13 protein-coding genes and 14 tRNA genes are annotated in these 13,575 nt (G+C 52.6%); 2 read left to right on the forward strand and 25 right to left on the reverse strand.

Translation table 11 applies throughout. The features are described from left to right. The first annotated feature begins 25 nt into the window (after positions 1-25). Positions 26-1,117 (forward strand): redox-regulated ATPase YchF, encoded by a 1,092-nt coding sequence (gene ychF / locus IEW52_RS00620; RefSeq protein WP_188628145.1) that lies wholly within the window; start codon positions 26-28, stop codon positions 1,115-1,117. 193 nt (positions 1,118-1,310) lie between these two features. Beyond that, complete coding sequence (gene ndk, locus IEW52_RS00625; protein ID WP_188628146.1) at positions 1,311-1,742, forward strand: nucleoside-diphosphate kinase; 432 nt, start codon at positions 1,311-1,313, stop codon at positions 1,740-1,742. A gap of 721 nt (positions 1,743-2,463) precedes the next feature. Here ndk and IEW52_RS00630 read toward each other — a convergent pair. From IEW52_RS00630 to nlpI, 25 genes are all read right to left on the reverse strand, one after another. Then, positions 2,464-2,538, reverse strand: a tRNA-Gln gene (locus IEW52_RS00630). Between the two features lie 31 nt (positions 2,539-2,569). Beyond that, positions 2,570-2,654, reverse strand: a tRNA-Leu gene (locus IEW52_RS00635). Between the two features lie 6 nt (positions 2,655-2,660). Then, positions 2,661-2,737 (reverse strand) — tRNA-Met (locus IEW52_RS00640). A gap of 99 nt (positions 2,738-2,836) precedes the next feature. Beyond that, a tRNA-Gln gene (locus IEW52_RS00645) sits at positions 2,837-2,911 on the reverse strand. Between the two features lie 31 nt (positions 2,912-2,942). Next, positions 2,943-3,027 (reverse strand) — tRNA-Leu (locus IEW52_RS00650). Between the two features lie 6 nt (positions 3,028-3,033). Beyond that, positions 3,034-3,110, reverse strand: a tRNA-Met gene (locus IEW52_RS00655). 99 nt (positions 3,111-3,209) lie between these two features. Then, a tRNA-Gln gene (locus IEW52_RS00660) sits at positions 3,210-3,284 on the reverse strand. A gap of 136 nt (positions 3,285-3,420) precedes the next feature. Then, positions 3,421-3,495, reverse strand: a tRNA-Gln gene (locus tag IEW52_RS00665). Positions 3,496-3,514: 19 nt separating this feature from the next. Beyond that, positions 3,515-3,599, reverse strand: a tRNA-Leu gene (locus IEW52_RS00670). A gap of 6 nt (positions 3,600-3,605) precedes the next feature. Continuing rightward, positions 3,606-3,682: transfer RNA gene (locus IEW52_RS00675), tRNA-Met, on the reverse strand. 99 nt (positions 3,683-3,781) lie between these two features. After that, a tRNA-Gln gene (locus IEW52_RS00680) sits at positions 3,782-3,856 on the reverse strand. A gap of 136 nt (positions 3,857-3,992) precedes the next feature. Then, positions 3,993-4,067, reverse strand: a tRNA-Gln gene (locus IEW52_RS00685). 19 nt (positions 4,068-4,086) lie between these two features. Beyond that, positions 4,087-4,171: transfer RNA gene (locus tag IEW52_RS00690), tRNA-Leu, on the reverse strand. A gap of 5 nt (positions 4,172-4,176) precedes the next feature. After that, positions 4,177-4,253, reverse strand: a tRNA-Met gene (locus IEW52_RS00695). A 408-nt stretch (positions 4,254-4,661) separates the two neighbouring features. After that, positions 4,662-5,957 carry an aminopeptidase PepB gene (gene pepB / locus IEW52_RS00700; RefSeq protein WP_188628269.1) on the reverse strand — a complete coding sequence of 432 codons (1,296 nt, stop codon included), beginning with the start codon at positions 5,955-5,957 and terminating at the stop codon, positions 4,662-4,664. Positions 5,958-6,109: 152 nt separating this feature from the next. Then, positions 6,110-6,310 (reverse strand): Fe-S cluster assembly protein IscX, encoded by a 201-nt coding sequence (gene iscX / locus IEW52_RS00705; RefSeq protein ID WP_188628147.1) that lies wholly within the window; start codon positions 6,308-6,310, stop codon positions 6,110-6,112. A gap of 12 nt (positions 6,311-6,322) precedes the next feature. Then, positions 6,323-6,661 (reverse strand): ISC system 2Fe-2S type ferredoxin, encoded by a 339-nt coding sequence (gene fdx / locus IEW52_RS00710; RefSeq protein WP_188628148.1) that lies wholly within the window; start codon positions 6,659-6,661, stop codon positions 6,323-6,325. A gap of 2 nt (positions 6,662-6,663) precedes the next feature. Next, a complete protein-coding gene (hscA, locus tag IEW52_RS00715; RefSeq protein ID WP_188628149.1) occupies positions 6,664-8,508 on the reverse strand; it encodes a Fe-S protein assembly chaperone HscA in 1,845 nt (614 codons plus the stop codon). Between the two features lie 5 nt (positions 8,509-8,513). Further along, entirely contained in the window at positions 8,514-9,032 is a 519-nt protein-coding gene (hscB, locus tag IEW52_RS00720) for a co-chaperone HscB (RefSeq protein ID WP_188628150.1), read from the reverse strand. Positions 9,033-9,041: 9 nt separating this feature from the next. Further along, positions 9,042-9,365 carry an iron-sulfur cluster assembly protein IscA gene (gene iscA, locus IEW52_RS00725; RefSeq protein ID WP_188628151.1) on the reverse strand — a complete coding sequence of 108 codons (324 nt, stop codon included), beginning with the start codon at positions 9,363-9,365 and terminating at the stop codon, positions 9,042-9,044. Positions 9,366-9,376: 11 nt separating this feature from the next. Further along, positions 9,377-9,763 carry a Fe-S cluster assembly scaffold IscU gene (gene iscU / locus IEW52_RS00730; RefSeq protein WP_188628152.1) on the reverse strand — a complete coding sequence of 129 codons (387 nt, stop codon included), beginning with the start codon at positions 9,761-9,763 and terminating at the stop codon, positions 9,377-9,379. 38 nt (positions 9,764-9,801) lie between these two features. Further along, on the reverse strand, positions 9,802-11,016 hold the full coding sequence (locus IEW52_RS00735) for an IscS subfamily cysteine desulfurase (protein WP_188628153.1): 1,215 nt from the start codon (positions 11,014-11,016) through the stop codon (positions 9,802-9,804). 88 nt (positions 11,017-11,104) lie between these two features. Continuing rightward, the gene (gene iscR, locus IEW52_RS00740) at positions 11,105-11,563 is read right to left on the reverse strand and encodes a Fe-S cluster assembly transcriptional regulator IscR (protein WP_188628154.1); all 459 of its coding nucleotides are present in this window, start codon (positions 11,561-11,563) and stop codon (positions 11,105-11,107) included. A gap of 79 nt (positions 11,564-11,642) precedes the next feature. Continuing rightward, positions 11,643-12,386 carry a tRNA (cytosine(32)/uridine(32)-2'-O)-methyltransferase TrmJ gene (gene trmJ, locus IEW52_RS00745; RefSeq protein WP_188628155.1) on the reverse strand — a complete coding sequence of 248 codons (744 nt, stop codon included), beginning with the start codon at positions 12,384-12,386 and terminating at the stop codon, positions 11,643-11,645. 210 nt (positions 12,387-12,596) lie between these two features. Next, a complete protein-coding gene (gene nlpI / locus IEW52_RS00750; RefSeq protein ID WP_308424511.1) occupies positions 12,597-13,472 on the reverse strand; it encodes a lipoprotein NlpI in 876 nt (291 codons plus the stop codon). Positions 13,473-13,575 lie beyond the last annotated feature (103 nt).

Raw genomic sequence — 13,575 nt, forward strand, 5'->3', positions numbered from 1 at the left:
AGTCATCACTTTCAGGACACATATCATGGGTTTTAAATGCGGTATCGTGGGTCTGCCTAACGTAGGCAAATCCACTCTGTTCAACGCACTCACCAAAGCTGGCATAGAAGCCGCCAACTTTCCATTTTGCACCATAGAGCCCAATACCGGCGTGGTACCTGTGCCAGACAAGCGTCTGGATGCCCTGGCAGAAATCGTCAATCCACAGCGTATTTTGACCACCTCAATGGAATTTGTCGATATTGCCGGCCTGGTTGCCGGTGCTTCCAAAGGCGAAGGTCTGGGCAACAAGTTTTTGGCCAACATTCGTGAAACCGATGCCATTGGTCATGTAGTTCGTTGTTTCGAGAACGATAACATCATTCATGTTTCGGGCCGCGTATCACCTAAAGACGATATCGACGTGATCAACATAGAGCTGTCTCTGGCGGATCTGGATACCTGTGAGCGCGCGATTCACCGTAACGCCAAAAAGGCCAAAGGCGGCGACAAAGATGCCAAGTTTGAAGTCAGCGTGCTGGAAAAACTGTTGCCGGCACTGGAAGAAGCCAAGGTACTGCGCAGCGTTGAGCTGACCAAAGAAGAAAAGGCGGCCATCGACTACCTGAACTTCCTGACCATCAAGCCCACCATGTACATTGCCAACGTTAACGACGACGGCTTTGAAAACAACCCTTACCTGGATCAGGTGATGGAAATTGCCGCCGCCGAAAACGCCATAGTGGTACCTGTATGTGCGGCGATGGAGTCGGAAATTGCCGAGCTGGATGCAGAAGAAGCGGCCGAGTTCATGGCTGATCTGGGTATTGAAGAGCCAGGATTGAACCGGGTGATCCGCGCCGGTTACGAACTGCTTAACCTGCAAACCTATTTCACGGCCGGTGTAAAAGAAGTACGTGCCTGGACTATTCCTGTGGGTGCCACTGCGCCACAGGCGGCGGGCAAGATCCACACCGACTTCGAAAAAGGCTTTATTCGTGCGCAAACCATCGCCTATGACGACTTTATTACCTTTAAAGGTGAACAAGGCGCCAAGGAAGCCGGCAAGCAGCGCGCCGAAGGTAAAGACTATGTCGTGAAAGATGGCGATGTATTGAACTTCCTGTTCAACGTTTAACAGCGATCGCATCTGGCCTGAGTGTCGGGCCAGCAACGAAACACCGGGTCTGCTGCAGGCTCGGTGTTTTTATGTGTGTCTCATCCCGCTCTGAATTAAATTGTAGGGTAACGGTGTTAATTTTGGCCGCTTTTACGTATAATCGCGCGGTTTTCACCCCTGATCTTATTGATTGATATATTAAGGAATCAACATGGCTATCGAACGTACTTTTTCCATCATCAAGCCTGATGCCGTAGCAAAGAACCTGATTGGTGCCATCTACAATCGTTTTGAAACTGCAGGCCTGAAAGTTGTAGCCGCTAAAATGGTACATTTGGATCAAGCCAAGGCTGAAGGCTTCTACGCCGAGCACAGCGAGCGTCCTTTCTTTAAAGCGCTGGTTGATTTCATGACTTCTGGTCCTGTTATGGTCCAAGTTCTGGAAGGCGAAAACGCCGTTCTGCGTCACCGCGAAATCATGGGTGCAACCAACCCAGCTGACGCCCTGGCCGGTACTCTGCGCGCCGACTACGCCGACAGCATCGACGAAAATGCCGTACACGGTTCCGACGCTGCCGCTTCTGCTGCTCGCGAAATCGCGTATTTCTTCAGCGACGAAGAAGTGTGCCCACGTACCCGCTAAGGGATAACGTTTAAACACTGTTGTTGTTGATAAAAAGGAGCTTCGGCTCCTTTTTTATTGGGTGAAATTTAATAACTTACACCAATTACAGTAATACCAATTTGAATAAAGGTGGGATCATTTTTAAACCCGAGCTCAGAGGCAACACCGTCGCCTCCCACGACACGCAATAAGCCCATCCATAGGGGCTCGGAAAATGACGTCCCTGTCATTTCACGGTCGTGGGAATCGATCTCTGTTGCCACTTCTCGAGCATAGAGTTGTCTGTAGACGGCGCTAACAGCCAGCGCCGGTGCATCAAGGAGAACAAAGGGATCTGCTCAGCCGACCATCCGCACCACGGATGGTGCGGCTGAGCCCCCAAGGATGGGTACACGGCGAGTCGGCGGAGCGGACCCTTTGTTCTACTTTTGTAAAGCAACCAAATAGATCCAATTTTGTATAAGCACTTTGGGTATGTAAAGAGAGAAGCTGCTTTTAGGCCGTGTTCTTGTTTTTGTGCGAATAAATTCGCCCCTACAAAAGACAACATCTCATTGAAAAACAGGGATCGCACAAAGCAAAAAGCCAACCATCAGATCGGCTTTTTAAATCGCTGGGTCGAGATCAAAAAAACCAGCCTTTCGGCTGGTTTCCTGAACATGGCTGGGTACCAGGATTCGAACCTGGGCACTGAGGCCGAGATCAAAAAAAACCAGCCTTTCGGCTGGTTTCCTGAATATGGCTGGGGTACCAGGATTCGAACCTGGGAATGGCGAGATCAAAACCCGCTGCCTTACCGCTTGGCGATACCCCAATTTTTTACTTCAAAAGTGGTTACTTTTATATGGTGCGGGAGGCGAGACTTGAACTCGCACACCTTGCGGCGCTAGAACCTAAATCTAGTGCGTCTACCAATTTCGCCACTCCCGCTGAAAGTGGTGGCTATGGCGGGATTCGAACCTGCGACCCCATCATTATGAGTGATGTGCTCTAACCAACTGAGCTACATAGCCACAATTGTAAACCAGACTGCTTAGCTCAGGTCTACACTGCAATTGTCTTGCTTTAAACTTTCATTTCAAGCACCAAGAGGCTGCTCAAAATACTTAATATGGCTGGGGTACCAGGATTCGAACCTGGGAATGGCGAGATCAAAACCCGCTGCCTTACCGCTTGGCGATACCCCAATTTTTTTCTTCAAAAGTGGTTACTTTTATATGGTGCGGGAGGCGAGACTTGAACTCGCACACCTTGCGGCGCTAGAACCTAAATCTAGTGCGTCTACCAATTTCGCCACTCCCGCTGAAAGTGGTGGCTATGGCGGGATTCGAACCTGCGACCCCATCATTATGAGTGATGTGCTCTAACCAACTGAGCTACATAGCCACAATTGTAAACCAGACTGCTTAGCTCAGGTCTACACTGCAATTGTCTTGCTTTAAACTTTCATTTCAAGCACCAAGAGGCTGCTCAAAATACTTAATATGGCTGGGGTACCAGGATTCGAACCTGGGAATGGCGAGATCAAAACCCGCTGCCTTACCGCTTGGCGATACCCCAATTTTTATGGCTGATATTTATAGCATATAGCCAGATTTTTACAAGTTACTTCTTTAATATGGCTGGAGTGCTATGACTCGAACCGGGGCACTAAGGCCGATATCAAAACCCGCTGTGTAAGCCGATTTCTCTAATATGGCTGGGGTACCAGGATTCGAACCTGGGAATGGCGAGATCAAAACCCGCTGCCTTACCGCTTGGCGATACCCCAATTTTTCTTAACTTCAATATGGTGCGGGAGGCGAGACTTGAACTCGCACACCTTGCGGCGCTAGAACCTAAATCTAGTGCGTCTACCAATTTCGCCACTCCCGCTGAAAGTGGTGGCTATGGCGGGATTCGAACCTGCGACCCCATCATTATGAGTGATGTGCTCTAACCAACTGAGCTACATAGCCACAATTGTAAACCAGACTGCTTAGCTCAGGTCTACACTGCAATTGTCTTGCTTTAAACTTTCATTTCAAGCACCAAGAGGCTGCTCAAAATACTTAATATGGCTGGGGTACCAGGATTCGAACCTGGGAATGGCGAGATCAAAACCCGCTGCCTTACCGCTTGGCGATACCCCAATTTTTATGGCTGATATTTATAGCATATAGCCAGATTTTTACAAGTTACTTCTTTAATATGGCTGGAGTGCTATGACTCGAACCGGGGCACTAAGGCCGATATCAAAACCCGCTGTGTAAGCCGATTTCTCTAATATGGCTGGGGTACCAGGATTCGAACCTGGGAATGGCGAGATCAAAACCCGCTGCCTTACCGCTTGGCGATACCCCAATTTTTCTTAACTTCAATATGGTGCGGGAGGCGAGACTTGAACTCGCACACCTTGCGGCGCTAGAACCTAAATCTAGTGCGTCTACCAATTTCGCCACTCCCGCAGAAATGGTGGCTATGGCGGGATTCGAACCTGCGACCCCATCATTATGAGTGATGTGCTCTAACCAACTGAGCTACATAGCCACTGCGTCGATACCACCTGACATAACAAGAAAAATCCTGTTATCAGCACACCTTTGGTAGCCGGTGCTGCGTTACCGAACGGGGCGCATTATGCGCACCAGGCCAAAAATCGTCAACCGTTTTTTATGTGAAAACCAACTGAGTTTGACTGTTTGGCCACAAAGTAGTCGCTTAGACGGTAGAATAGACAAAACACTGCTGGAAGCTACAGACTCTTTAGTTCAAAACACGATCTTTGTAGCTCTGCACTTTAACTGCAGGAGCTGCAGGTTCTGCGTTAGCAGGGTGTTTTTAATGGAGCCCCGCTGAGACGGGAGTGCCAGCTAAAGCGGCACCCTACAAAGACGTCGACTCAGCAGGCTTGTTCGCTTCACTCTTTACGCCCTACTCTTAACCTCTTTTAAGCGCTTAACGACACATCTGAGCCAAGATGGCAGCTATGGTACGTATGCCATGCCCCTTGCCGCCGGCAGCCCACAAGTCGTTGGCGGCTTTCTGGTACGCACCTGCCAGATCGAGGTGCACCCACTGGCTGCCGTTGTCTGGTACAAAGCGAGACAGAAAGGCGGCCGCCGTAGAAGCACCGGCCATGCCTTCGCCGCCGTGCACGTTGGCCATATCGGCAAACGATGACGTCAGCTGTCCCACATGAAAAGGCTCCAATGGTAATTGCCAGGCTTTTTCATATTCCGCACTGGCAGCAGCCACTGTGGCCTGTGCCAGCTCGTTGTTCATGCTGAGCACCGCATTGTAGTCTCGGCCCAGTGCCATTTTGGCAGCACCGGTCAGGGTGGCGGCGTCCAGAATAAAGGGCGCGCCGGTGGCACTGGCTGCCAGGAGGCCATCGGCCAGCACCAGCCGACCTTCGGCATCGGTATTGAGGATCTCGACGGTAATACCGTTCTTGTAGGTCAGAATGTCCCCCAGCTTGTAGGCGTGACCGGAAACCAGATTTTCTGCACAGCACAGGAACAGTTTGACGCGCTGCGCAAGGCCACGTTGAATGGCCAGTGCCAGCGCTCCGGTAACGGTGGCAGCACCGCCCATGTCCGATTTCATGACCGACATGCCGTCGGAAGACTTCATGCTGTAGCCACCCGAGTCAAAGGTAATGCCCTTGCCGACCAGGCAGGCAGCAACCGGTGCATCGGCCTCGCCACCCGGGTTGAAGTCCAGCTCAAGCATGATGGGACTACGCTCACTGCCCCGCCCCACTTCATACAGGCCCACATAGCCCATGTCTTTTAGCTGCTCGCCGCTGTAGGTACGATAGGTCACACTATCGGGTGCCAACGCCTGGATAAACTTGCCGGCTTCGGCGGCCAGTGATGCCGGGTAAATATCTTCCGGGGTGCCATTGATCATTTCACGCACCCAGCGAGCCGCCCGGTTACGCGCCTCCAGTTCGCTCAGTTCGTCGGCGGGCATCTCGCCCCACTCCAGCTGCTGACCGCCACGGGCATTGTAAAAGCCCTGGGCAAAGGCCCAGCGGCTTTCCAGCTGCCAACCGTCGCCACTCAGACGCACCTGCTTGATACCCATGGCATCGAGCTTGCGGCCGGCCTGCTGTGCCTTGCGTTCCTGTTCACTGCCATTGGGTACATGCACCCGCGCTTCATGTTCATTAAAGCTCAGCAGCGCTTTCTCGCCCCACTGGGCGGATGCTGCTTCCGTGCAGAGCACGATATTCATTATTGCCGACATCATGATTCCTTTTAGTTAACTGAAAAGCTGAAAAACTGAAAAAGCCACAGCGGTAACTGTGGCTCAAAAACAGCGATAAGCTTTTAGCTGTAAGCTATAAGTAACACAATCGCAGGAGCAAGCTCTGCGCATGCTTATAGATTGCGAAAAACTTATTCGTATTCATCCATCCAGACCATGATAATGGCTTCCAGAATGCGCTCGTTGGACGCATCAGGGTCATCATCAAAGTCTTCCAGCGCACAAATCCACTGGTGCAAATCGGTAAAACGCACCGTTTTAGGATCCGTGTCAGGATAGGCTTCCAGCAAATCCAGTGCAATATCCTGACTGTCCGTCCACTTAAGACTCATACGCTCTCCTGTTTAATGACTTTCCGATACCATGTTCACGGTATATTTAGGAATTTCGACCACCAGATCTTCGTCATTCATTCTGGCCTGACAACCAAGGCGCGACTCGGGCTCCAGACCCCATGCCTTGTCCAGCATGTCATCTTCCAGCTCGCAGCTTTCTTCCAGCGAGTCGAAGCCTTCACGCACTACCACATGACAGGTAGTACAGGCACAGGATTTTTCACAGGCATGCTCAATGTCGATGCCATTGCGCAAGGCGACATCCAATACGGTTTCACCCAGTTTGGCTTCTAGCTGCGCTCCTTCAGGACACAGCTCGGGATGAGGCAAAAAAACAATCTTCGGCATCGTTACACCTTATCTACTCGTTGTCCGGCCAAAGCGCGACGAATGGAGGCATCCATGCGTCGGGCAGCAAAGTCAGCCGTTTGTTTGTCTGTTTGCTCTATGGCAAGTTTGATGGCAGCCACATCGTCACCGGTGGCACTGTGTTGCAGCGATTCAACTGCCGCGATTATCTCGGTTCGTTCCTGATCATCAAGCAGCTCGTCACCATCCGCCGCCAGTGCACTGATGATATTTTCGATAACGCGTGCCGCTTCCACTTTTTGCTCGGCCAGCATGCGCGCATCAATGTCTTCCTTGGCATGCTCGAACGAAGCTTTCAGCATGGTGGCAATGTCGTTTTCATTGAGGCCGTAAGAAGGTTTCACTTCTATGTCTGCCTGTACCCCAGACGATTTCTCCATGGCACTGACCGACAAGAGACCGTCCGCATCTACCTGAAAAGTAACACGAATATGCGCAGCACCGGCCGCCATAGGCGGAATATCGGTCAGGTTGAAGCGGGCCAGAGAGCGACAGTCGGCGACCAGCTCTCGCTCACCTTGTAGCACATGGATCGCCATGGCGGTTTGGCCGTCTTTAAAGGTGGTAAACTCCTGCGCGCGCGCCACCGGTATGGTGGTGTTACGCGGGATCACCTTTTCAACCAGGCCCCCCATGGTTTCAAGCCCCAGTGACAGCGGGATCACGTCCAGCAGCAGCATGTCGCTGTCGGGTTTGTTGCCAATCAGTACATCTGCCTGAATGGCAGCACCGATAGCGACCACTTTATCCGGATCCAGACTGGTCAGGGGGTCGGTGGCAAAGAATTCTCCCACCCGGTGACGCACCAACGGCACGCGCGTCGAGCCGCCTACCATCACCACTTGCTGCACCTCGGCGGCCGTAACGCCCGCGTCTTTCAGGGCGCGGCGACACGCCATCAGGGTCTTGTTGACCCAGGGCAGAATAAGCCCTTCAAAGTCGGCACGGGTCAGGGTTCCCTGCCAGTCCTGCCAGCTGACGTCCACCGTCTCGTTATCGGTCAGTGCCTGCTTGGCGGCACAGGCCACATCCAGCAGATTACGCTGTTGGGTGGGGCTCAACTCGCCAATATTTGCCTGCTGCTGAATCCAGTCGGCCAGTGCATGATCAAAGTCATCGCCACCCAGAGACGAATCGCCACCGGTGGCCAGCACCTCGAACACACCACGATGCAACCGCAAGATGGAAATATCGAAGGTGCCGCCGCCCAGATCAAATACCGCAATAACGCCTTCCTGCCCCGAGTCCAGTCCGTAGGCAATGGCTGCGGCCGTCGGTTCGTTCAATAAGCGCAACACCTCAAGACCGGCCAGTTGCGCCGCGTCTTTGGTGCCCTGGCGTTGGGCATCATCAAAATAAGCCGGCACCGTGATCACGGCACCCTGTATCGGATTGCCCAGGCTTTCTTCGGCGCGGGTGGCCAGGGTTTTCAGAATTTCGGACGACACCTGCACCGGATTCACCGGCCCCTGAGGGGTGTCCAGCTCTATGATGCCGTTGTGGGTGTCGCGAAAAAGATAAGGCAGACGATGACGGGGGATGTCGGCCAGCGCCTTGCCCATCATGCGTTTGACCGAAGCGATGGTGTGTTGCGGATCCTGATCGGCTTCGCGTTTGGCGTCATGACCCACGCGCAAACCGTGCTGGGTATAATGCACCACAGAAGGCAGCAAGTCGCGGCCTTGATCATCAACCAGTGTTTCGGGCACACCGCTGCGTACCACGGCCACCAGCGAGTTGGTGGTGCCCAAATCGATACCCACGGCCCATTTGTGCTCGTGAGGAGCCGCGCTCTGGCCCGGCTCAGATATTTGTAATAATGCCATTAGGGTTAGAATTCCTGCTGCGCATCTTCCAAACGTTCGAGTTCGGTATGCAGCTTAGTCATGAATTTAAGTTTACGTACCGTATCGGCAGCCTCTTGCCAGCGGGCCGCGCCCAGTTGCTGTTCAAGCTCGGCATAGTAGTCGGCCGTGGCCTGCTGCAGCTCTTGATCAAAGGCCATGATGGCAGCAAACACGTCCGATGCATCGCTGATGTCGGCCAGCTGTTCGCGCCATTCCATCTGTTGCATCAGAAATTCGGGATCTTTGAGTGTTTGCTGCTCGGCATGCAGTTCTACGCCCTGCAAAGACAGCAGATATTCGGCGCGACTGAGAGGGTGTTTCAGCGTGGTGAAGGCATCATTGATATGGGCGGCACGTTGTACCGCCTGAAGACGCTCTCGCTCGGGGCGAGCGGCAAACTTGTCGGGATGAAACTGCATTTGCAGCCCACGATAAGTCTCGGCCAGCGTCTGGTTATCCAGCGTAAACTCTGCCGGTAAATCAAACAGCTCGAAGTAGTTCATGCTGCGTCCTTAAACGTTAAAGCTTTCGCCGCAACCACATTCCCCACTGGTGTTGGGATTGTTGAATTTGAAGCCTTCGTTCAAGCCTTCTTTGGCAAAATCGAGTTCGGTACCGTCTAAATACACCAGACTTTTGCTATCGACGATCACCTTAACGTCGCCATGCTCGAACACTTGATCGCCGTCTGACAGTTCGTCGACAAATTCAAGTACATAAGCCATGCCGGAACAACCGGAGGTTTTGACTCCCAGACGCAGGCCAAGGCCTTTGCCTCTGTTATTCAGGAAAGTCTGCACGCGCTGTGCAGCTGCATCGGTAATGGTGATCGCCATGGTGTCTCCGTTTACGCTAGGTTTTTCTTCTTCTTGTAATCATCAATCGCTGCCTTGATGGCATCCTCTGCCAGAATAGAGCAGTGGATTTTTACCGGTGGCAACGCCAGCTCTTCGGCAATATCGGTGTTCTTGATACTGGCCGCTTCTTCCAGATTCTTGCCTTTTACCCATTCGGTAATCAGCGAGCTGGACGCGATGGCAGAGCCACAGCCGTAAGTCTTGAACTTGGCGTCTTCAATAATGCCTGCCTCGCTGATTTTCAGCTGCAGTTTCATGACGTCGCCACAGGCAGGAGCCCCGACCATACCAGTCGCAATGCTAGGGTCGTTCTTGTCGAAACCGCCCACGTTACGGGGGTTTTCATAGTGATCTATTACTTTTTCGCTGTAAGCCATGATTTATTCCTCACCCATGCTTCAATGGTTTAGACACCTTAATGGTGTGCCCATTCAACTTGATCCAAATCTATTCCGTCTTTGAACATTTCCCACAGTGGCGACATGTCCCGCAGGCGGCCGATAGCGTCGTTAACCAGACGTACGGCGTAGTCAATCTGCTCTTCGGTGGTAAAGCGTCCGATGCTGAAGCGAATGGAGCTATGCGCCAGTTCGTCGTTCAACCCCAGGGCGCGCAGCACATAAGAAGGCTCCAGGCTGGCAGACGTACAGGCCGAACCGGAAGAGACCGCCAGGTCCTTCAACGCCATAATCAGGGACTCACCTTCTACATAAGCGAAGCTGATGTTCAAAATGCCAGGAACCCGTTGTTCCAGGTCACCGTTAACGTAGACTTCTTCGATGTCTTTCAGGCCATTATACAGACGTTGGCGCAGCGCCAGAATACGCTCGCCTTCGGCGTGCATTTCTTCTTTGGCAATACGGAAGGCTTCGCCCATGCCCACAATCTGGTGGGTAGCCAGGGTACCTGAACGCATGCCTCTTTCGTGACCGCCGCCGTGCATCTGTGCTTCCAGACGAACTCGAGGCTTGCGAGACACGTAAAGTGCGCCCATGCCTTTGGGGCCGTATGCTTTATGAGCAGACAAAGACAACAGGTCGATATTCATGTCTTTCACATCAATATCGATTTTTCCGGCACTTTGCGCGGCATCGACGTGGAACATCACCTTGCGGCTGCGGCACAGCTCGCCAATGGCTTTCACGTCCTGAATAACGCCGGTTTCGTTATTCACGTGCATGAGGCTCACCAGAATGGTGTCTTCGCGCAACGCATTTTCAATTTGGCTCAGGGTAAACAGACCGTTGGGCTGGGGCTCGAGATAAGTCACCTCAAAGCCTTCGCGCTCTAGCTGACGGCAAGGGTCAAGTACGGCTTTATGTTCGGTTTTGGAGGTAATGATGTGCTTGCCTTTCTTGCCGTAAAAATTGGCAATACCCTTGATGGCAAGGTTGTCGGATTCGGTGGCGCCCGAGGTGAATACGATTTCACGCGGGTCGGCATTGATCAAGTCGGCAATCTGATTACGGGCTATATCGACCAGCTCTTCCGCCTGCCAGCCGAAGCGGTGCGAACGGGAAGCCGGGTTACCAAAAACACCGTCTGGGGTCAGACATTGCATCATCTTTTCGGCAACACGAGGATCTACCGGGCAGGTAGCCGCATAGTCGAGATAAATGGGCAGTTTCATTATATTCTCCATTACAACGCTGCTCTGGTCGGCAGTCTTGTCATCGACATTAAACAAATAGGTTCAAACTCACTTGCTGCTAATCGGGTTATTCCAGAGTTAACAGGCTTACATTACTGTCTTGTTGCTCGGCAATTCGCCGCACGCCTTGCTGGCTGACCAGCTCGGCCAAACTAATACCTTCGAGAAAGTCACTAATCCGATCACTGAGCGAACACCAGAGCGAATGAGTCAGGCACTGGTTACCATTTTGGCAATCGCCTTTACCCTGGCATTTGGTCGCATCTACCGACTCGTCGACGGCCACTATAATGGCGCCAACAGAAATGGCGGATTGCTCCATACCCAGTCGATATCCACCACCGGGGCCACGCACGCTGCTTACCAGTCCGTGTTTGCGTAATCGGGCAAACAACTGCTCAAGATACGACAGAGAAATACCCTGCCGCTCAGAGATGTGGGCCAGAGACACAGGGCCTGTGTCGCCGTGCAAGGCTACATCTAACATGGCAGTAACGGCATAACGCCCTTTTGATGTCAGTCTCATGTAATTAAACCCTTTCCAGACATGGCATCAGGGTGTCATACCCGAGTGTTTCAGTCAAGTATAAGTCCGACTGAAACACTCAGCTATTATCGTCCTTCTGGCGGCCGTTTTTTTGTACCGACGTCAGTATGCCGCGCAAGATATTCAGCTCATAGGCTTCGGGACGGGCCCGATTAAACAGGCGGCGCAACTTGGTCATTATCTGGCCTGGATGGGGCTTGATGATGAAACCGGTTTCCAGCAGGGTTTCTTCCAGGTGCGTATAGAAACGCTCCAGATCCTGTGACAGCGGATAATCCTGCTCCAGCTCAGCTTCGTCTGTTGGCTCTTGCTCTTTTGCCAGCCAGGCCATGCGGGTTTCATAGCTGAGGGTCTGCACCGCCATGGCCAGGTTAAGGGAGCTGTATTCCGGGTTGGCCGGAATGGCCACATGAAAGTGGCACTGCTGTAACTCGTCATTACTCAAGCCGGTACGTTCACGACCAAACACCAGGGCCACCTTGTGTTTAGGGGCTTCGGCCATGGCTTTTTCGCCCGCTTCTCGTGCATCCAGCATGGGCCAGGACCAGGTACGAGAGCGGGCACTGGTACCAATAACCAGCCCGCAGTCTGCCACGGCTTCGGCCAGGGTGCCCACGGTTTTAGACTGAGCCAGAATATCACTGGCGCCGGCAGACAGGGCAATGGCCTGTTCATCTACCGGATTCACCGGATCAACCAGCCATAATTCACCCAGCCCCATGGTTTTCATGGCGCGAGCGGCAGAGCCGATATTGCCGGTATGTGAGGTATTAACCAACACGATTCGTATTTGCCCAAGCATATGCAGAGAGTCCAAGAGTGCTTAAGGCGCAAGATTCTAACACAGTGAATGGCAGCTGTAAGGGAATGATAAACACAGTGAGAAGTCAACCGGGGCAATCAGCAATAAAAAAGCAGCGTCAGGCGATGCGACCCAAAAAAAACACCGAGCCTGCGGGCTCGGTGTGGATGTTTCCGTTTTACGCTTTGGCTTGCTGTTTTGCTTCAACCGTTAGCGCTTGGGCTCACCACCTTGCTCGATTAAATCCAGTTCAAGCAAGGAATAACGGTGTTCGACAAAATCATAGATATTGGTCGCCAGGGCCAGTTTGAAATAGACTTCAGCCTGCCCGGGATCACCGTTGTGCTGGGCACGCTTGGCCAGATAAAAATAGGCTTCACATAATCGCTCGGCCAGCTCCTTGTTATCGGCGCTTTCTTCTGCAATCCGATTCAGCAACTGCTCTTCGCTCACGGTTCCCAGGTAGACATTCACAATATCCCAGGCCCATTCGTCACTGCCGTATTGCTGTTGGTGCTGTTGCAACGACACCCGTGCCGCCTTGGGATCCATGCGTTCCAACGCCAGATACCAGAGCAATAGCCGATAAGGATCACCAGGTTCCTGGTCGAGAAATACCTTGAGATCCTGTGCTGCCAACCGTGGCCGCCCACCATAATACAGGGCAATGCCGCGATTAAGGTTGGCATAGGCATAATCGGGGGCCAACTCCAGCGCCGAGTCGAAAGACTCGTAGGCTTCGTCAAACTCCTGATTCTGGGTCAGGTATACACCGTTCAGGTTATAGGCATCGGCAAAGTCGGGCCTCTCGCGCAAGGCGCGATTGAAATCAAGCCGCGCCATGGCACGCAGCCCAACACGATCGAAAATGACACCGCGCTGAAAAAACAATTCCGCACGTTGTTCGGGAGTTAACCCGGGAGAATTCAACATTTGCCCCAATCGGGCAATTCCCAGCTCGCTTTCGTAGGACACCTGCATAGGTACGGGCAACACCAGAGTAGGCGTAACTACCCCGGGGGAGCTGCAGCCAATCAGCAGGCAGCCAAGCAGTACCAAAGGGCCGAGCATTAATCTTTCGTTCAAGACGGCTCCGAACTTGTCTTATTATGAACACATGTTATGCAGCTCTGCGTCATTTGTCATGTTGCAAATGCATTCCATAACAAAAAGGGCCCCTATGGGACCC

The sequence above is a fragment of the Oceanisphaera marina genome, from assembly GCF_014643915.1.
Classification (GTDB): Bacteria; Pseudomonadota; Gammaproteobacteria; order Enterobacterales; family Aeromonadaceae; genus Oceanimonas; species Oceanimonas marina.

Coding starts and splice junctions, on each gene's coding strand:
- ychF (WP_188628145.1), top strand. CDS start 26: ATGGGTTTTAAATGCGGTATCGTGGGTCTGCCTAACGTAGGCAAATCC.
- ndk (WP_188628146.1), top strand. CDS start 1,311: ATGGCTATCGAACGTACTTTTTCCATCATCAAGCCTGATGCCGTAGCA.
- pepB (WP_188628269.1), bottom strand. CDS start 5,957: ATGTCGGCAATAATGAATATCGTGCTCTGCACGGAAGCAGCATCCGCC.
- iscX (WP_188628147.1), bottom strand. CDS start 6,310: ATGAGTCTTAAGTGGACGGACAGTCAGGATATTGCACTGGATTTGCTG.
- fdx (WP_188628148.1), bottom strand. CDS start 6,661: ATGCCGAAGATTGTTTTTTTGCCTCATCCCGAGCTGTGTCCTGAAGGA.
- hscA (WP_188628149.1), bottom strand. CDS start 8,508: ATGGCATTATTACAAATATCTGAGCCGGGCCAGAGCGCGGCTCCTCAC.
- hscB (WP_188628150.1), bottom strand. CDS start 9,032: ATGAACTACTTCGAGCTGTTTGATTTACCGGCAGAGTTTACGCTGGAT.
- iscA (WP_188628151.1), bottom strand. CDS start 9,365: ATGGCGATCACCATTACCGATGCAGCTGCACAGCGCGTGCAGACTTTC.
- iscU (WP_188628152.1), bottom strand. CDS start 9,763: ATGGCTTACAGCGAAAAAGTAATAGATCACTATGAAAACCCCCGTAAC.
- IEW52_RS00735 (WP_188628153.1), bottom strand. CDS start 11,016: ATGAAACTGCCCATTTATCTCGACTATGCGGCTACCTGCCCGGTAGAT.
- iscR (WP_188628154.1), bottom strand. CDS start 11,563: ATGAGACTGACATCAAAAGGGCGTTATGCCGTTACTGCCATGTTAGAT.
- trmJ (WP_188628155.1), bottom strand. CDS start 12,386: ATGCTTGGGCAAATACGAATCGTGTTGGTTAATACCTCACATACCGGC.